Origin of the sequence: Bacillus sp. hwrm1 (genome assembly GCF_040207805.1) — a bacterium.
GTDB classification, from domain to species: domain Bacteria; phylum Bacillota; class Bacilli; order Bacillales; family Bacillaceae; genus Bacillus; species Bacillus velezensis.
Window position 1 is genome coordinate 2090272 of sequence record NZ_CP157943.1, and the last position, 18884, is coordinate 2109155.

Consider the following 18884-nt stretch of genomic DNA (forward strand, 5'->3'; position numbering starts at 1 on the left):
ATCTAAATTATATATTGTTTATATTGTTTTGAAAACTTACAATTAATTTAAAGTTGTCAGATTTTATGACCGATAATTAACGGAAACTGATCGGGGGAGAGGAATTATGACTTACAATCAAATGCCGAAAGCACAAGGTCTCTACCGTCCGGAATTTGAGCACGATGCATGCGGAATCGGCTTGTATGCCCATTTAAAAGGGAAACCTTCACATGACATTGTCAAAAAAGGACTGAAGATGCTTTGCCAGCTTGATCACAGAGGAGGACAGGGCAGTGATCCGAATACGGGTGACGGCGCCGGCCTGATGGTTCAGATCCCTGATGCTTTTTTTAAGAAAGAGTGCGGAGAAATGAGACTGCCGGAAAAAGGCCGTTACGGGGTAGGAATGGTCTTTTTCTCGCAAAATGAAGAGGAAAGAAAAAAGATCGAAAAACAGGTGAATGCATTCATTGAGCAGGAAGGACAGATCGTTCTCGGCTGGAGAACCGTCCCTGTAAATGTCGGAAAAATCGGAACAGTGGCACAAAGCACATGCCCGTATGTGCGTCAAGTATTCATCGGCGCCGCAAACGATTTGAAAGACAGCCTTGCTTTTGAACGCAAACTGTATGTCATCCGGAAGCAGGCGGAAAATTGGGGCGTTCAAGAACAGCTTGATTTTTACTTCGCAAGCCTGTCAAGCCAGACTATTGTTTATAAAGGTTTGTTAACGCCTGAGCAGGTTGACGCATTTTATTTGGATTTGCAGGATGAAACCTTCGTATCTGCATTCTCACTTGTGCATTCAAGGTTCAGCACAAATACCTTTCCAACCTGGGAACGTGCTCATCCGAACCGCTATCTGATTCATAACGGAGAAATCAATACGCTCCGGGGCAACATCAATTGGATGAGAGCGAGGGAGCAGCAGTTCGTTTCAGAAAGCTTCGGAGACGATCTTCACAAAGTGCTGCCGATTTTAAATGCTGAGGGCAGTGACTCATCCATTCTTGATAATGCGTTTGAATTTTTCGTGATGGCAGGGCGGAAACCGGCACATACGGCAATGATGCTGATTCCGGAACCATGGACGGAAAACACTCACATGTCTAAAGCGAAACGGGCTTTTTATGAATATCACAGCTCTTTAATGGAGCCGTGGGACGGGCCGACCGCCATTTCGTTTACGGACGGAAAACAGATCGGCGCCATCCTTGACCGTAACGGCCTGCGTCCGGCACGTTACTATGTGACAAAAGATGACCATATTATTTTCTCATCTGAGGTCGGCGTTATTGAAGTAGAGCAGGAGAACATTCTTCATAAAAAACGTCTGGAGCCCGGAAAAATGCTGCTCATTGACTTAGAAGAAGGCCGGATTATTTCAGATGAAGAAGTGAAAACAGAAATTGCCAATGAATTCCCTTATCAAAAATGGCTTGAAGAAGAATTGGTTCAAGTGAATCCTGACCCGGAAATCCGGGAAGAGGAACAATTCGATGATCTTCTCGTCCGTCAAAAAGCGTTTGGCTATACGTATGAAGATATTCAGAAATATTTAATCCCTGTTATTAAAGAAGGCAAGGACCCGCTCGGCTCTATGGGAAATGATTCGCCGCTCGCCGTTTTATCCGATCGCGCCCAATCACTGTTTCATTACTTTAAACAGCTGTTTGCGCAAGTCACAAACCCGCCGATTGATGCGATCCGCGAGCAGCTTGTGACCTCTACGGTGACCTGGCTTGGAGCTGAAGGCGATCTGCTGCATCCGAGTGAAAGAAATGCACGCCGCATAAAGCTTTATACTCCTGTATTATCAAACGAACAGTTTTATGCGCTGAAAACACTTGTGCATCCTGACATTAAGAGCCAGAACATCCGCACGCTGTTTTCCGATGACCTAGAAAAAGGCCTGAAGGATTTGTTTCAGCAGGCGGAAAAAGCGATCAAGGAAGGCGTATCTCTGTTAATTTTATCTGACAGGGCAATGAGTAAAGAGTTGACACCGATTCCGCCGCTTTTGGCCGTCAGTGCGCTGCATCAGCATTTGATCCGCCAAGGACTGCGAACAAAAGCAAGCATTATCGTTGAATCCGGGGAAGCGCGTGAAGTTCATCACTTTGCGGCTCTCATCGGGTATGGTGCCGATGCTGTCAATCCGTATTTGACTTACGCTACGTATAAGCAGGAAATCGATGAAGGCCGGCTTGATATTCCGTATGAAGAAGCTGTCAGCAAATACGGAAAGAGCGTAACAGAAGGCGTCGTGAAAGTGATGTCAAAAATGGGGATTTCAACTGTGCAAAGTTACAGGGGCGCCCAAATTTTTGAAGCGGTCGGCATCGGTGAAGACGTTATTGCCAAATACTTTACCGGTACTGCATCTCAGCTTGGCGGAATCGATATCGAAACGATTGCGCAAGAAGCGAAACAGCGCCATCAAGCGGCGTACAAGGATGATTACAGCCAAACCCTTGATCCGGGAAGTGAATTCCAATGGCGGAACGGGGGAGAGCACCACGCTTTCAACCCGAAAACCATCCATACGCTGCAATGGGCCTGCCGCAAAAATGATTACAGCCTGTTTAAGCAGTATTCTCATGCAGCGGATGAAGAACGAATCGGATTTTTACGCAATCTGTTCGCCTTCAAAGAAGACCGCAAGCCTTTAAAATTAGAGGAAGTTGAATCAGCTGCTTCCATCGTGAAACGTTTTAAAACAGGAGCGATGTCATTCGGTTCATTAAGCAAGGAAGCCCATGAGGCTTTAGCGATAGCGATGAACAGGCTTGGCGGAAAAAGCAACAGCGGAGAAGGCGGCGAGGACCCGAAACGTTTCGTTCCGGATGATAATGGAGACGACAGAAGAAGTGCGATTAAACAGATCGCTTCCGGCCGTTTCGGCGTAAAGAGCCATTATCTCGTCAATGCGGATGAATTGCAGATCAAAATGGCGCAAGGGGCGAAGCCGGGAGAAGGCGGTCAGCTTCCGGGCAACAAGGTATATCCTTGGGTCGCGGATGTCCGCGGTTCTACACCAGGTGTAGGGCTGATCTCACCGCCTCCTCACCATGATATTTATTCAATTGAAGATTTGGCGCAGCTGATTCATGATTTGAAAAATGCAAACCGAAGCGCGCGAATCAGCGTCAAGCTCGTGTCAAAAGCGGGTGTCGGCACGATTGCGGCCGGTGTGGCAAAAGGCACTGCGGATGTCATCGTCATCAGCGGCTACGATGGCGGAACGGGCGCGTCGCCGAAAACAAGTATTAAACATACGGGTCTTCCGTGGGAGCTTGGTCTTGCAGAAGCTCACCAAACGCTGATGCTGAACGGTTTACGGGATCGCGTGGTATTGGAAACGGACGGTAAGCTGATGACAGGCCGGGATGTCGTAATGGCCGCCTTGCTCGGTGCGGAGGAATTCGGCTTTGCTACAGCGCCGCTTGTCGTTCTCGGCTGCGTCATGATGCGCGCCTGCCATTTAGATACATGTCCTGTAGGTGTCGCGACGCAAAACCCGGAGCTTCGCAAAAAATTCATGGGCGATCCCGATCATATCGTAAACTACATGCTGTTTGTCGCAGAAGAAGTGCGTGAATATATGGCGCAGTTAGGCTTTAAGACGCTTGATGAAATGATCGGACGGACAGACGTTCTTCATGTCAGTGAACGTGCGAAAGCGCATTGGAAAGCGGGCCAGCTTGATTTATCCACACTGCTGTATCAGCCTGAAGGCGTCCGCACTTTCCGTACGGCGCAAAACCATAAAATCGACCAGTCGCTTGATATGACGGTTATTCTTCCGGCGGTGCAGGCTGCAATTGAAGCCGGACAGGAAGCGGAAGCTGAAATCAAGATCAATAATACAAATCGCGTAGCCGGAACCGTGACGGGAAGTGAAATTTCTAAACGCTACGGAGCGGAAGGCCTGCCGGATGATACGATCAGACTTCATTTTACCGGATCAGCCGGACAGAGTTTCGGAGCATTTGTCCCTAAAGGGATGACGCTTCATTTGAACGGGGATTCAAATGACTACGTAGGCAAAGGGCTTTCAGGCGGAAAAATCATCGTGAAAGCGCCTGATGCCTTCAATTGTGAAACGCACGATAACGTTATTATCGGGAACGTCGCATTTTACGGGGCAACAAGCGGGGAAGCGTACATTAACGGGCGCGCCGGTGAACGTTTTGCAGTCCGTAACAGCGGAGTCAATGTCGTTGTAGAAGGTATCGGAGACCACGGCTGTGAATACATGACAGGCGGCCGGGTTGTCGTCCTCGGCGAAGTCGGCAAAAACTTCGGGGCGGGAATGTCAGGCGGTATCGCATACGTCCTGAGTGATGATGCCAAAGCATTTAAACGCAAATGCAACATGGAAATGATTTCATTTGAAAAGCTGACGGATGAGGCGGAGATCAAAGAAGTACAAGAAATGGTCAAACGGCATGCGGCGCTGACAAACAGCAAAAAAGCCGCAGATCTCCTGGACAATTGGGAAAAAGCCGCAGAAACCTTTATCAAAGTCATTCCGAAAAACTATAAACAAATGCTCCTCAGCATCGAAGAACAAAAAGCGGCGGGACTATCAGAGGAAGACGCAATTATGTATGCTTTTGAAGCCAATACAAAGGTTCACCAAACGCCTGCCAAAGATCAAAAACAAGCGGTAGTACAGTAAGAAAGGGGAGAGGAACATGGGGAAACCAACTGGATTCATGGAAGAAAAACGAGAAAAATCGGCTGAGCGGGACCCTCTCACTCGCTTAAAGGATTGGAAAGAGTATTCGGCTCCGTTTTCAGATGAAGCGTCAAAGCGGCAGGGGGCGCGGTGTATGGATTGCGGCACACCGTTTTGCCAAATCGGCGCTGATATCAACGGTTTTACCTCCGGATGCCCGATTTATAATCTGATACCGGAGTGGAATGACCTCGTCTATCGGGGGCGCTGGAAAGAAGCCTTGGAGCGCCTTCTGAAAACGAATAACTTTCCTGAATTCACAGGGCGGGTCTGTCCCGCTCCTTGTGAAGGATCTTGTACGCTGGCTATTTCAGATCCGGCTGTTTCAATTAAAAACATCGAGCGGACGATCATTGACAAAGGTTTTGAAAATGGATGGATACAGCCGAGAATTCCAGCGAAACGCACAGGTAAAAAAGTCGCTGTCGTCGGTTCAGGCCCGGCAGGTCTGGCAAGCGCTGATCAGCTGAACCAAGCCGGTCATTCCGTAACGGTCTATGAGCGTGCTGACAGAGCCGGCGGTCTGCTGATGTACGGCATTCCGAGCATGAAGCTTGAGAAAAATGTCGTCGAACGCCGTATTAAACTTTTGACGCAGGAAGGTATAGATTTTGTAACAAATACCGAAATCGGCGTTGACATAACGGCAGATGAGCTGAAAGATCAATTTGATGCGGTCATTTTGTGCACAGGCGCCCAAAAGCAGCGCAATCTGCTGATTGAAGGCCGGGAAGCAAAAGGCGTCCATTATGCGATGGACTATTTAACACTGGCGACGAAAAGCTATTTAGATTCCAACTTCAAAGACAAACAATATATAGACGCTAAAGGGAAAGACGTCATCGTAATCGGCGGAGGAGACACAGGAGCTGACTGCGTGGCAACCGCGCTGCGCCAAAAAGCGCGCAGCGTGCACCAGTTCGGGAAACATCCTAAACTTCCTCAAACGCGCACGAACGACAATATGTGGCCTGAACAGCCTCACGTCTTTACCCTTGAATACGCCTATGAAGAAGCGCAGGCAAAGTTCGGCAAAGACCCGAGAGAATATTCAATTCAGACGACAAAAATGGTGGCCGATAAGCAGGGCCGCTTACAAGAGATTCACACCATTCAAATGGAAAAAGTCAGAAACGAATTCGGAAAGTATGAATTTCATGAACTGCCCGGAACAGAAAAAGTCTGGCCTGCTCAGCTGGTGTTCATCGCCATCGGTTTTGAAGGGACAGAACAGCCATTATTGAAACAGTTCGGTGTCGATTCGGCAAATCATAAAATTCAGGCGGCATATGGGGATTATAAAACGAATGTTGACGGTGTTTTCGCCGCAGGGGATGCGAGAAGGGGCCAAAGCCTGATTGTATGGGCGATTAATGAAGGCCGAGAAGCAGCGCGCGAAGTCGACAGTTATTTAATGGGAAGCACTGTTTTACCGTAAATAAAGGGGTTTATTTATAAAACCGGCTGGGATCAGCCGGTTTTTCGTATTGAAATGAAACCTTCTTCTTCCTTTATTGGTCATATAAGGGTAACGTGGAAGATAACATATGGAATTTTGTTTTACAGAGTGGAGAGATTGTTTTCTTCCGCAGACTGAGACGATTTGCAAGCCTTGAGCAGTCGATCACGGTGCTGCTGACGGGCTCTGTGTGTCTGCAGTCGATTTGCGGGCAGATTTTAATTGATGAAGAAAAACATATTGAATTTCAAGCGGAAACGCTTATAAACAAATAAGGAACGGACGCGTCTGCTCCTCTTTTTTAGACATCCAAACGAAAGCCGATATTGCCGAACTGCCGTCCTTCCCGCATTCTGTTAAAAGCGGCAGCTGCTTCACTGAGAGGGTACATGCGGTCGATAATGGGACGGATGCCGCAGCGGTTTACCAATTCCAGCATATCCGCGAATTCCTCATTGCTTCCCATTGATGTACCGAGAATATGAATCTGCGGAAAAAACAGCGAGCGAATAGGAAATCCGAGCTGATCGCCTGAACTGGCGCCGAATGTTACGATCCGGCCATTCGGTTTCATAATGTCAAGATAGTGTTGAAACAAGGCGGGGCCTACACCGTCAAGTATGATATCTGCTTTTTCGCCATTCAGCGCCTCATTCCAGTCACCGTAGCTGTCAATCGCCCGGTCTGCACCGTATGACAGTGCGGTTTGTTTTTTGTTTTCACTGCGGGAGGTGACGCTGACTGTCGCTCCGATAGCTTTTGCCATTAATAAGGCGTATGTTGCCACGCCGCTTCCGATGCCCGGAAGGATAAGGTGTTCGCCTTTTTTTAATTGTCCTTTTGTAAATAAGGCGCGATAAGCGGTTAATGCTGATAACGGCAGCACGCCCGCTTCCTCCCATGTCAGGTGTTCGGGTTTTAAAACGGCGTTTTCCGCAGGAACGATGACATAAGGTGAAAAGGTTCCGTCGCTCGGACCGCCTAAAATATCAGGGACGGCCGGTACGTCCCCAACAGTCTTCCAATTCAGCACCGGGTTGATAATGACTTCTGCATGCAGTAAATGAGACCGGACGCCGTGTCCTATTTCGGTTACGATTCCCGCGCCGTCTGAACCGAGAGTAAATTCATGGTTTCCGGTTTCGTGTTTTTTCATTAAAAACAAATCACGATGGTTTAATCCGGCTGTTTTCAGCTTTATTTTTACTTCGCCGTTTCCCGGCCTTTTGTCAGGTGTCTGCCTGAAATCAAAGCCATTTTCGTGTATGATAAGGGCATTCATCATTCTTCTCTCCTTTATGATTGATGAGAAAGATTTTACAGGCTGTATCAGCTGCAGTAAATAAATGAAAATTGATAGCCCGCTATCAATAAAATTCATAGCAAGAAGGTGCCCTTACATGGAAAGCGGAGACTTAAAGATTTTTCAGGCTGTCGCCCGCAAAGGAAGTATTTCAAAGGCGGCAGAAAGCCTGCATTATGTTCAATCAAATGTGACAAACAGGATTCAGCAGCTGGAACGGCAATTGCAAACACAGCTTTTTTACCGCACAAATCGGGGGATGACGCTGACGCCCGCGGGTGAAAACTTATTGAAAGACGCAGACAGAATCCTTCAATTGCTGCATGAGGCGCAAAAAACGGCGCAAGAGGCAGGCGATCCGAACGGCCCGCTTCGAATCGGTTCTCTTGAAACGGCGGCAGCCGTCCATCTCCCTCAATTTTTCACAGAGTATTGCAGCCGCTGCCCGAAAGTACAGCTGTCTCTGTCAACCGGTGATACACATACCTTAGTGCAGCACGTCTTACACTATGAGCTGGACGGCGCTTTTGTTTATGGTCCGGTCGAATACGAAGATCTTGAGCAAGTCGCTGTAATTCAAGAAGAATTGGTCTTGGTTTCAAATAAGCGGGAAGGCAGTTTGCAAGACTTGTTGCGAGATCCGATTCTTTATTTTGCCGCGGGCTGTTCGCACCGCCGCAAAATAAAGAACATACTGAAAGAAGAAGCAGTACCCGCACATAAAATCATTGAATTCGGTACGTTGGAAGCCATTATTGGGGCGGTGCAGGCGGGGATGGGGGTTTCCTTTCTGCCTGCATCAGCCGTCCGTTATTTTCAAAACAGGAAAAATCTTTTTCTTCATGAGCTCCCTGAACAATTTCGGGATATGAATATATCATTTATCTACCGGAGTGATTTATTTTTGACATCGGCGTTTGAAGAACTTCTGAATGGATTAAAAACTTTACCGAACGGAAGATGAGAAAACAGGACAGCTGTGTACGCCAATTTTTTTCGTTCTGGTTTTTCTCAAAAGAAAGCGGGTATCCGGGCTGAGCTTGATCAGCGCGATGAAAAACTCGGCTATAAAATCAGAGAAGCACAAATGAAAAAAATCCCGTATATTGCTGTTGTGGGAGATCGAGAGTGCCGCCATCAATCTGTACATGTAAGGCAATACGGGCGGGAAGACACATTTGAAGAGAATGTGAGTGATTTTATTTCCCGGATCATAAGAGAGGCAAAACAAAAAATAGAGATTTAACAAAAACAACATTGACATATCGCAAAATCACGATATAATAAAGCGTATGAAACCTATTGATGTTTTTAAAGCGTTGTCTAATGAGTCACGGCTTGAGATTTTGCAATGGCTGAAAGAGCCGGACCGTCACTTCGCCCCGCATGATGGCATTGATATGAATGAGATCGGAGTATGTGTCAGCCAGATCACCGATAAGCTTCAGATGACACAGTCAACGGCGTCTCAATATCTTTCCATCCTTCAGCGGGCGGGCCTTATCCAAACAAAACGGATTGGCAAATACACCTATTATAAAAGAGATGAAGACGCGATAAAGGCGATGGCCGATTATTTTCAGCGCGAAATGTAGGGCTGAATCCTTTAGAAGAGGGATTCAGTTTCTTTTTCCGACTACGCATCGACATATTGCGATTTGTTTCTGTTTGTTCAACTCTTTATATCGATATATCACAATATATCTTTATATAAATCATCAATGAAGGAGTGTGTCAGGTGCAAAATACCTGGAAGATTTACATTTTGGCAATTATCAGTTTTTTAGTGGGGACGTCTGAATATGTGATATCAGGGATGCTTGATAAAATTGCAGGTTCCTTGGGAGTTACTGTGGCAGCGGCAGGGCAGCTGATTACGATTTTTTCACTTGTTTATGCAATCGGAACGCCTGTCATGATGGCCCTTACAGCAAAACTGGACAGAAGGAAGCTCATGATCTATGCTCTGGGGCTGTTTGTTATCGGGAATATCATTTCTTTCCTTGTGCAGGGATTCGGCTTATTTGCGGGAGCGCGGGTGATCATGGCGCTTGGAGCAGGAACTGTGGTGGTCACCGCGCTTACGATCGCAGCAAAAATCGCTCCCCCGGGAAAACAGGCAAGTTCTCTCGCAACCGTCATTATGGGGTTTACGGCGGCGCTCATTATCGGTGTTCCGATCGGAAGAACCGTGTCTGAAGCTTTTGGCTGGAAGGTGGTTTTTGCCGGAATTGCGGCAATCGGAATCATTGCCATGCTTATTATACGTTTCGCGTTGCCTGAGATAAAAGGAGATAAACCGGTGCCGCTCATTCAGCAATTTTCTCTTTTGAAGAAACGAAAGGTGGCTGTCGGGCTGGCCATTACGTTTTTTTGGCTCGGAGGCTATTCGGTTGCGTATACGTACCTTTCTCCGTATTTACTGAACGTTACTCATATCGGAAGCGGAATACTGAGTACATTGCTGCTTATTTTCGGTGTTGCAAGTCTTGCCGGTTCTAAAGCAGGCGGTTTCAGCGCAGACAAATGGGGGGCGCGTATGACATTAACCGGCGGAATGGCGCTTCATGCTATCATGCTCATGTTATTGCCGTTTGTCACACATTCTGCTTTCGGAGCGGCGGCAGTGCTTATTTTTTGGTCCTTCGCCGCCTGGTCATCTGGGCCTGCTCAGCAGTATCATTTGGCAACGATGGAGCCTGAATCATCGGGTGTATTACTTGGCCTCAACCAGTCTGTCATGCAGCTGGCTATGGCAGCCGGAGCGGGCATCGGGGGCATTGTTGTCACCCATCTGTCTCTTGCGTCAGTGACATGGATCGGATCAGCGGGTGTTGTCATCGCGATGTGCGGCGTGCTTTCGCTTGCGTCATTAACGTCTGAAAAAACCTCATCTGAATACAGTGCAGAATAAACAAAAGCCTCATTTCTCAGCTTGAGAAACGAGGCTTTTTGTCTAGTTATTTTTTATATTGTTTCAAGTTTACGCCGATTGCGGCTCCGTTTCGGCTTGAGTCGGCAACTCCGGTGAAGGTGCCGTTTTCACGGTCAATCAGGATGCTTTGCACATTACCGATATCAACCGGGCTGCTGCCGAATTTATGCCCCATTTCGTTCAGTTTTGTGCGGGCTTCTTCCGGCACTCCTTTTTCATATCGATAGGATGTCATGCTGTTTGTGTAAATTCTCGGCTCTTCGACGGCCGCTTTCAGATCCATGCCGTACTCAACTTTGTTCAGGATCGTTTGCAGGACGGAAGAAATAATCGTTGCTCCGCCGGGGGAGCCGACAGTCAGGACAGGTTCGTTATTTTTGAATAAAATAGTCGGAGTCATGCTGCTGAGCGGACGTTTATTCGGCTGCACTTCATTTGCGCCGCCAGGCACCGCATCGAAGTCTGTTAACTCATTATTCAACACAACGCCGTATCCGGGAACCATAATGCCGGAACCGAACAGCTGTTCAATCGTTGTCGTATAAGATACGACATTGCCGAAGCGATCAGTTACCGTGAAGTGAGTCGTTTGGCCTTCTTGTTTGTCAGTCGGCTGCTCCACTTGTTTATAGTTTGCAGAACCTTCCTGATAGGCCCAAGGGTCGCCGGCTTTCGGTTTTTTATTGACTTTATCAATATCTATCAGCTGTCTGCGGGCATTGATATAATCTGGATTCAAGAGGCCTTTGAGAGGGACGTTGACGAATTCTGGATCCCCGGCAAATGCGGCGCGGTCAGCATAAGCCAAATGCATCGTTTCTGCGAGAAGCTGATATTTTTGCCAAGAACGGATATCATATTGAGAAAGCTTAAAATCATCCAGAAGGTTCAGCATTTGCAACAGGAAAACACCGCCCGAGCTTGGAGGAGGAGCAGTTGCGATATGATAGCCCTGGTAATCTCCCCAGATCGGTTCGTCAATCGTCACATTGAAGTTTTTAATATCTTTTTCTGTCATTGAGCCGCCGAATTCCTGCACTGTTTCCGCAAGCTTTTTGGAGAATGCTCCGTCATAGAATGCTTTTGTGCCTTTGTACTTAATAGCTGTAAATGTTTTGGCTAAGTCTTTTTGGATGAGTGTGTCTCCTTCTTTCAGAGGTTCTCCGTCCGGAAGAAACACGTCTTTTGCAGCAGTGTGTGATAATTTGTCTTTATAATCTGAGATGGCATCAGCTAAAACCGAATCGATCGGAAAGCCTTTTGAGGCAAGTTTAATGGAAGGGGTGATGAGTTGTTTCATGGAGCGTGTGCCCCATTTGTCGAGCACTTTTTCAAGTCCTTTTAATGTTCCCGGAACACCGACTGCAGTCCCTTTCGTAACGCGTTCGGAGAAAGGGATGGCTTTGCCGTTTTCGTCAAGGAACATATCCGGTGTTGCGCCTGCCGGTGCGCGTTCTCGGCTGTCGATAATGGTGGTGTCTTTCGTCTTCGCATCATAAACCATCATAAATCCGCCGCCGCCGATTCCTGACATCATAGGTTCAGTTACGTTTAATGCGAATTGAATGGCAACCGCGGCGTCAATTGCATTGCCGCCTTTTTTCAGCACGTCGGCACCGATTTGTGAAGCGAGAGGGTGGGCGGTGGCAACCATGCCGTCTTTGCCGACATCTACCTGTTTGTAGTCGTCATAGGAAAACGGGTGTTTCTTAGCCTGAGCGTGATAAGGGATGCTTCCGGCCGCGAGCAACGTACTGAGCAGAACGATAAAACAGAGATTCATAAACTTTTTCTTTTTCATAGTCTGCCTCCTTTGTTTTCCGCTTACAATTATAGAGTAAGTAAAATGTGCTGTTTTCACAAGTGACAAACGGAATAGTCCGGTGCGCAAAAAGCCGGAGTTTCTGTGTGAATGTAATCAGTCGCAAATAGGCTAAATGGGAAACCGGACTGAAAAAGCTGTGAAACAAGCATAAAGACAAAAAATAAGCTACAATGAACAAAACAGAATTCACTCACATGACATATGAAAGGAACGTGAGCCATGTATTTAACGATCAAAGAGACAGCGGAGTTTACCAGTCTTCCTGAAGAATATGTGCACAATCTTGTTTTGACGAATAAAATAAGGGCCGTCCATGACGGACAGCAATATTTAATCAACAAGGAACAATTTCAAACCCATCTCGAGCAGTTGGAAAAATACAAGGAAATGATTCAAGAGTTTTTAAATGAGCCGCTTCCTGAAGACATTGATGTAAAAGATGAAGACTAGGACACAATTTCAGATTGTGTCTTTTTTTTGCATTTTTTTCGGTTGCTCACAAAAAAACGGATGCTCAGATTTCATTTTAAGGCCGTTGTTTTCATTTTTTAATGCCTTGAGTCTCTATTTGTTTAAAAGCTTGTCACCGGGCTGAAAATGATGTTTTTGAGGAATTTGTTGAAACTGCGTATCTGATTCACCTTATGTAACACTATGTATATTATGTTACATAAGACCCTTTATCCTTTATCATTCAACGGGTTTCGGCTATAATAGTAACATAATACTCAATATGTTACTTTACCAATTATAAGGGGTTTTTTGATGCATATCGTACAGCCGATCCGAAGTTTGGAGAAGATCCAGGAAGTCAAAGAGTATTTAATGCAAAAAAGTGATCGTGATTATTTTTTATTTATTTTCGGCATGAACAGCGCACTGCGGATTTCAGATGTTCTGCCGCTTCGCGTGAGGGATGTCAGGGACAAAGACCATGTGTGGGCAACCGAAAGCAAAACGAGAAAGAAAAGAAAAATTCTGATACTGGAGTCTTTAAAGGCCGACATATACGCTTATACAAAAGACATGAAAGAGGATGACTATTTGTTTAAATCGAAACGGACGAATAAGCCTATATCCCGGATTCAGGCATACAGAATATTAAAGGAAGCGGCTGCCGCTTGCGGGTTGGAGGAAATCGGAACGCACACGCTTAGAAAGACGTTCGGGTACCATTTTTATCAGAGGACAAAAGACATTGCTGAACTGCAGAGGATTTTGAATCATTCTTCTCCGTCTATTACAATGCGTTATATCGGAATAGATGAAGATACGACGAGAGCCGCCTATAAAGTGTTCGGAGGGCTGTAGGCTTGAAAAAAACGGCCGCCAGCGTTACTATAATAGAAGCAGGCTCTAGTAGCACAGCGGATAGTGCAGCAGTTTCCTAAACTGCAGGTCGGGAGTTCGAATCTCTCCTAGAGCGTTTTTTGTATAAGATAGGCGCAGATTAATAATGTCGGTAAAACAAAAACCCCCTTGTTATACAAGGGGGTTTTGAGTTGGATATTTTGTGAAAACCTGATGGAAATGATGTGAAAAAAGCCCGCTGTAAGCAAGCGGGCTTTTTCTTATATGACAGCATCAAATTGATTGACTTTCCAAACGTTGTTTTCTTTTACGAATGTTACATCGCGTTTTGCTGACGGAGAACCGTCAAGAGTCGGTACAGTGAAGCGGTATGTTTGGACGCTTCCTTTTTTAGAAAGAAGGGTCATTTTTGCTTTTTTCCAATTCAGGAGGTTATCTCCGTCGCCGACCGGAACAGCCAATTTGCCGTCTTTTACAGTGAAGTGGTAATCTTTGAGCCCTTTGTCAATCGCTTGCTTTGTAAAAGCGGGTGTCAGATATTTTACGGCTTTCGCTTTTGTTCCGAGGTCTTTGCACATAAATACATATTGCAGATTTTGATATTCAAACGGTTCAGATGTGCAATTTGCGTTTGATGTAAGCGCACCGCCGCTCATTGTATTCCAGAAATGTTCTCTCGCTGACAGGGCCAGCTGAAGTGCTTGTTTTTGTGTAAGGTCATTAGGTGCATTTTTTGCGGTCGCAGCAGTGCCCAATGATAGAATCAATGTAATAGTAGTGAGGAATAATAGCCATTTTTTCATGATATAATCTCTCCTTCAATCAATCTCTTTCTCTTATGTTACAAATGTTACAATAATTACGGTAAGATTACAATACCTTTTCAGAAATATTTTCCGGACTTTTTATTTTTATGGTTTATTTCCATGTAAGACGTGAGAAAAAGATAAAGAGTTTCATTGAACAAAAGGTTTTTACAAGCTGTCTGCTGAATAATAAAATGGAAGAAAATCAAAAAAGGAGTCCTACATATGGAAGTACAAGATCATTTAGAAACAGCGGAAGGCCGCGGCCAGTCAGTCTGGCGATCGATGTCACTGTTTTTAGTGCCGCTGCTTTTAAGCAATGTATTGCAATCTGTCGGCCAATTGGTCGGAATGGTATTTGTCGGAAGGTGGCTCGGAGTCGATGCGCTTGCCGCTGTATCGTCTTTTTTTCCGCTGTTTTTTCTGCTGATCTCCTTTACGATCGGAATCGGTTCGGGAAGTTCCATTCTGATCGGGCAGGCTTACGGCGCGAAAAACGAAGAGAGGATGAAGGCGATTGTCGGCACTACACTGACTTTTACCTTTATGCTCGGTGTTGTCCTGGCAGTTGTCGGCAGTGTGTTTACGCTTGATATTCTGCGGCTGATGGGAACGCCGGAAAACGTAATAGATGTCAGTGTCCGATATGCGCGCATTTTGTTTTGCGCAATGCCGCTGATGTTTTTATATTTTGCGTATACGACATTTTTACGCGGAACGGGAGATTCAAAGACTCCGTTTTATACGTTAATCGTCAGTACAGTCATAAACATCGGGCTCTTGCCCTTATTGATTCTCGGGCTTTTCGGACTTCCGAAGTTCGGCATTTACGGTTCGGCGTATGCAACCGTGATTTCAAACATCGTGACATTTATCGTACTCATGGTTTATTTGCGGAAAAGGAAACATCCATTGGCATTTGACCGGACTGCGCTCCGTTCTCTTAAAATGGACAAAAAGCTGCTCGCGCTTTTACTCCGTCTCGGTATTCCGTCGAGCATCAATATGATTCTCGTGTCACTTTCTGAAATTGCGGTCATTTCATTTGTCAATCATTACGGATCAAACGCGACGGCTGCTTACGGGGTCGTCAACCAAGTGGCGAGTTATGTGCAGATGCCGGCGGTAAGCCTCGGTATCGCCGTTTCCATTTTTGCCGCCCAATCCATTGGCGCCAATCAATTCGGCCGGCTGAAACAGGTCATCAAAGTCGGCATCGGCCTGAATTATTTGATCGGCGGGGTTTTGATTGTGCTGATTTACACCTTCTCCCGGCAGATACTTGCTTTGTTTTTAACAGATCAGGATACACTCCACATTGCCCGCAATCTGATTATGATTACCCTTTGGAGCTATTTGATTTTCGGTCACGCTCAGATCGTTTCAGCGACAATGCGGGCGAGCGGTACGGTGTTATGGCCGACGATTATCAGTATTTTTGCGATTTGGGGAATTGAAGTGCCTGTGGCCTTTATTCTTTCTCATTATACGAATCTCGGCATTCTCGGCATTTGGGTCGGTTATCCGGCGGCTTTTGTCGTCAGCCTGCTGCTGCAATACGGATATTACCGGTTTGTATGGAAGAAAAAACAGATTACCCGGCTGATTCAATAAGGTTTTACCGCACATCGCTCAGTTCATACGGGCGATGTTTTTTTTAGAGAAGGAAAATGAGTTTAGAAAATGGAATTCCTATACATGCTAGAAAACAAGGAAAGGGCAGGTGCTTATGACGATTGAACATACGACTTATTTAGGGGCTTCAGCCATAAAAGCGGAGACTGATCAGGCTGAATGCATCATTGTGCCGGAGTGGGGATCAAATGTCATATCGCTTCGGGATAAAAGAACCGGTATGCGGCTTCTGAGAGAACCGGAAACTGCGGAGCAATTCCGCAAAAAACCGATGCTGTACGGCATTCCCGTTTTATTCCCGCCGAACCGGATTACGGATGGGACGTTTCGTTTTGACGGCCGCGCGTATCAATTTGAGATAAACGAAGAGGATAAACATAATCATATTCACGGCTTTCTTCACAATCAGCATTGGAAAGCGACGGCAGCGAAAGAAGAGGGGGATGGAATGAAAGTCGAAACAGAAATTGATCTTTCAAAGATTCCCCGTGTTCATAAACAATTTCCGCACGATGTCATTGTCCGGATGACCTATACATTAAAAGACAATGTGTTTACGCAGCGGGCGCTGATTATGAATAAGGGAACGGAGGCTTTTCCTTGGGGGCTCGGCTATCATTCAACTTTTGTTTTCAATGAAGAGCGATCCCGTCTATTTTTGACGGCTGACCGCATGTGGGAATTAAATGAACGTTTCGTGCCGACGGGCCGTTTATTGGATGTTCCTGATAAAGAAGCGTTCCGTCATGGGATGTCTTTGAAAAATAAACAGTTTGACGATGTTTTTCTTTCTTCCGGACGGAATGGCGGCAATAATGAAGCTGTTATTTATCATCCGGATGAGCAATTATCCGTTTTGTATCAAGCAGACACGTCTTTCAAGCATTGGGTGGTATATAACGGTGACGGAAAGCAGGGGTTTGTCAGTCTTGAGCCTTATACTTCCGTTACAGATGCATTTAATCTGAATCAGCCTGCATCACTGACAGGGCTTCAGATTCTGAAACCGGGCGAAGAAGCGGCTGCGTCATCCAGGATCACCATTTTGCATGACGAAGAATAGGAAAGAGGCGGGATAACATTGAAAACATATGTGAAACGCTTGTGCGCGGTGATTCTGCTTTTGGTCATTGCCGCAGTTCCTTATATTGATGAGGCGGCTAAGGCGGCTGAACAAAAAAATACTTTGCAAAAAGAGCTGGAACACATTCTGGATGAAGAACCTGCTTTAAAGGGAGTTTCAGCGGGCGTCAGTGTCCGGTCAGCAAAAACAGGGGAGGTGCTGTTCGGCAGCCGGGAAGATATGCGGCTGAGGCCTGCATCACTGATGAAGCTGCTGACGGCATCTGCGGCGCTTTCCGTTCTCGGAGAAGATTACACCTTTAAGACAGAAGTACGGGCAGACGGCGCCGTGAAAGGAAAACAGCTGCGCGGAAACCTTTATCTCAGGGGAAAAGGCGATCCGACCCTATTGGCTTCTGATTTTGAGAAGATGGCTAAACAGGTCAAAGCCAGAGGCATCCATGTCATTAAAGGAGATCTGATCGGGGATGATTCGTGGTATGACGATACCAGGTATTCAGTTGATCTTCCGTGGAGTGATGAAGGCCAATATTATGGCGCGCAAGTATCAGCTCTTACCGCTTCCCCAAATGAGGATTATGATACCGGAACGGTGATTGCGGAAATCAGCCCGGCAAAACAGCCCGGTAAAAAGCCGCGCATTTCGATTTCCCCCCATACGGACGTCGTTCGTGTGAAAAATGAAGTGAAAACCGTCGCTTCTGATGAAGCGAAAGAATTGACGGTTGAACGGGAGCACGGCGGCAATGTGATTACGATAAAGGGAACCATACCTGCCGGCTCGGCAAAGGCAAGAGAATGGGCGGCAGTGTGGGATCCGTCGTCCTATGCTTTAGATTTATGGAAACAAGCGCTTACTAAACAGGGTATAACTGTAAAAGGGAAAATCAGAACAGGGCGAATGCCGCACCGCACCCAGCTCGTCACATCACGGACATCCATGCCTCTTTCAGAATTATTGATCCCGTTTATGAAACTGAGCAACAACGGGCACGCCGAAATTCTGATCAAGGAAATGGGAAAAGTGAAAAAAGGGGAGGGCAGCTGGGAAAAGGGCTTGGACGTGATGAAATCGGAGCTCAAATCGTTCGGGCTCAATCCGGATAAATTGATTGCAAGAGACGGATCCGGCGTTTCTCATATTAACGGCGTATCCGCCGGCCAAATCGGAGAGCTTTTGTATGCGGTTCAGAAAGAAAAGTGGTACCCGGCTTTCCTTCGTTCGCTCCCTGTCGCCGGTGCAAGCGACAGAATGACGGGAGGAACCCTTCGGAACCGGCTGAAGAATACTCCGGCAGAAGGCAAAATTAAAGCGAAAACCGGGTCACTAACATCAGTCAGTTCGATTGCCGGCTATGCAGACACAAAAACAGGAGATACGCTTATTTTTTCCGTGCTTCAAAACGGGCTGCTTGACGAAGATGACGGAAAAGACATTGAAGACAAAATTGCAGTCGTGCTGGCAAATCAATAAGAAGGGCCGAATCCTTAGAGGATTCGGCTTTTTTTGATGTCTGTAAAACATTATATTGCGATTATGAATCAATCTTTTCAAAAAGTAATATCGGCAATACCCTTCCTTTTTTTTACATGCCGCTTTCTTACATGTTCACCGATTATTCATTTTTTAACATAAAACTTCTTTTCGGGAGGAAAACCTTTTTAAAAGCGCAATTAATTATACATTTTATTCCTTATTATAGTGTTTAAGAACCAGTTTATAGTATGCATACATACCGTTTTACATGGTATAAAGATTATAGAAATGAAGAAGTGAAGTGAGGAATATATACTATATTCT

Annotated in this window: 14 protein-coding genes, 1 tRNA gene and 1 pseudogene; 13 read left to right on the forward strand and 3 right to left on the reverse strand. The window is 46.1% G+C overall.

Going from position 1 to position 18884, the window contains the following annotated elements; all coding sequences use genetic code 11:
* The first annotated feature begins 106 nt into the window (after nucleotides 1-106).
* The 3 genes from gltB (at nucleotide 107) to ABK447_RS11115 (ending at nucleotide 6460) form a co-directional block, all read left to right on the forward strand.
* Entirely contained in the window at nucleotides 107-4666 is a 4560-nt protein-coding gene (gltB, locus tag ABK447_RS11105; protein ID WP_039063209.1) for a glutamate synthase large subunit, read from the forward strand.
* 16 nt (nucleotides 4667-4682) lie between these two features.
* On the forward strand, nucleotides 4683-6164 hold the full coding sequence (gene gltD, locus ABK447_RS11110; protein ID WP_039063208.1) for a glutamate synthase small subunit: 1482 nt from the start codon (nucleotides 4683-4685) through the stop codon (nucleotides 6162-6164).
* 95 nt (nucleotides 6165-6259) lie between these two features.
* Complete coding sequence (locus tag ABK447_RS11115; protein WP_047935787.1) at nucleotides 6260-6460, forward strand: hypothetical protein; 201 nt, start codon at nucleotides 6260-6262, stop codon at nucleotides 6458-6460.
* A gap of 26 nt (nucleotides 6461-6486) precedes the next feature.
* Here the strand turns inward: ABK447_RS11115 and ABK447_RS11120 are convergent, their stop codons facing one another.
* Complete coding sequence (locus ABK447_RS11120) at nucleotides 6487-7467, reverse strand: zinc-binding dehydrogenase (protein ID WP_191974106.1); 981 nt, start codon at nucleotides 7465-7467, stop codon at nucleotides 6487-6489.
* Nucleotides 7468-7585: 118 nt separating this feature from the next.
* Between ABK447_RS11120 and ABK447_RS11125 the strand changes: the two genes are divergently transcribed.
* The 4 genes and pseudogenes from ABK447_RS11125 (at nucleotide 7586) to ABK447_RS11140 (ending at nucleotide 10402) form a co-directional block, all read left to right on the forward strand.
* Nucleotides 7586-8452 carry a LysR family transcriptional regulator gene (locus tag ABK447_RS11125; protein WP_039063207.1) on the forward strand — a complete coding sequence of 289 codons (867 nt, stop codon included), beginning with the start codon at nucleotides 7586-7588 and terminating at the stop codon, nucleotides 8450-8452.
* Nucleotides 8453-8503: 51 nt separating this feature from the next.
* Nucleotides 8504-8734, forward strand: a pseudogene (locus tag ABK447_RS11130) (His/Gly/Thr/Pro-type tRNA ligase C-terminal domain-containing protein); the annotation flags it as partial.
* A gap of 46 nt (nucleotides 8735-8780) precedes the next feature.
* Nucleotides 8781-9083 (forward strand): helix-turn-helix transcriptional regulator, encoded by a 303-nt coding sequence (locus tag ABK447_RS11135; RefSeq protein WP_003153841.1) that lies wholly within the window; start codon nucleotides 8781-8783, stop codon nucleotides 9081-9083.
* A 143-nt stretch (nucleotides 9084-9226) separates the two neighbouring features.
* Nucleotides 9227-10402, forward strand: a complete 1176-nt coding sequence (locus ABK447_RS11140; RefSeq protein ID WP_007407356.1) for an MFS transporter — start codon at nucleotides 9227-9229, stop codon at nucleotides 10400-10402.
* A 46-nt stretch (nucleotides 10403-10448) separates the two neighbouring features.
* Here ABK447_RS11140 and ggt read toward each other — a convergent pair whose 3' ends face one another.
* The gene (ggt, locus tag ABK447_RS11145) at nucleotides 10449-12224 is read right to left on the reverse strand and encodes a gamma-glutamyltransferase (protein ID WP_349908925.1); all 1776 of its coding nucleotides are present in this window, start codon (nucleotides 12222-12224) and stop codon (nucleotides 10449-10451) included.
* Between the two features lie 243 nt (nucleotides 12225-12467).
* Here ggt and ABK447_RS11150 point away from each other — a divergent pair, with 243 nt between their 5' ends.
* The 3 genes from ABK447_RS11150 to ABK447_RS11160 all read left to right on the forward strand — a co-directional run bounded on the left by ABK447_RS11150 (nucleotide 12468) and on the right by ABK447_RS11160 (nucleotide 13674).
* Nucleotides 12468-12698, forward strand: coding sequence for an excisionase family DNA-binding protein (locus tag ABK447_RS11150; RefSeq protein WP_003153848.1), 231 nt, complete (start codon nucleotides 12468-12470; stop codon nucleotides 12696-12698).
* 315 nt (nucleotides 12699-13013) lie between these two features.
* Complete coding sequence (locus ABK447_RS11155; RefSeq protein ID WP_094031767.1) at nucleotides 13014-13559, forward strand: site-specific integrase; 546 nt, start codon at nucleotides 13014-13016, stop codon at nucleotides 13557-13559.
* A 42-nt stretch (nucleotides 13560-13601) separates the two neighbouring features.
* Nucleotides 13602-13674 (forward strand) — tRNA-Arg (locus ABK447_RS11160).
* Between the two features lie 145 nt (nucleotides 13675-13819).
* Here the strand turns inward: ABK447_RS11160 and ABK447_RS11165 are convergent.
* Complete coding sequence (locus ABK447_RS11165; protein WP_053104023.1) at nucleotides 13820-14362, reverse strand: IseA DL-endopeptidase inhibitor family protein; 543 nt, start codon at nucleotides 14360-14362, stop codon at nucleotides 13820-13822.
* 228 nt (nucleotides 14363-14590) lie between these two features.
* On the opposite strand from ABK447_RS11165, the gene ABK447_RS11170 reads away from it, so the two are divergent.
* From ABK447_RS11170 to dacB, 3 genes are all read left to right on the forward strand, one after another.
* Nucleotides 14591-15979: an MATE family efflux transporter gene (locus tag ABK447_RS11170; protein WP_007407362.1), complete on the forward strand. Its 1389-nt coding sequence runs from the start codon at nucleotides 14591-14593 to the stop codon at nucleotides 15977-15979.
* 115 nt (nucleotides 15980-16094) lie between these two features.
* Nucleotides 16095-17063, forward strand: a complete 969-nt coding sequence (locus ABK447_RS11175) for an aldose 1-epimerase (RefSeq protein ID WP_039063411.1) — start codon at nucleotides 16095-16097, stop codon at nucleotides 17061-17063.
* 18 nt (nucleotides 17064-17081) lie between these two features.
* A complete protein-coding gene (dacB, locus tag ABK447_RS11180) occupies nucleotides 17082-18557 on the forward strand; it encodes a D-alanyl-D-alanine carboxypeptidase/D-alanyl-D-alanine-endopeptidase (protein ID WP_020955915.1) in 1476 nt (491 codons plus the stop codon).
* The last annotated feature ends 327 nt before the right edge of the window (nucleotides 18558-18884 follow it).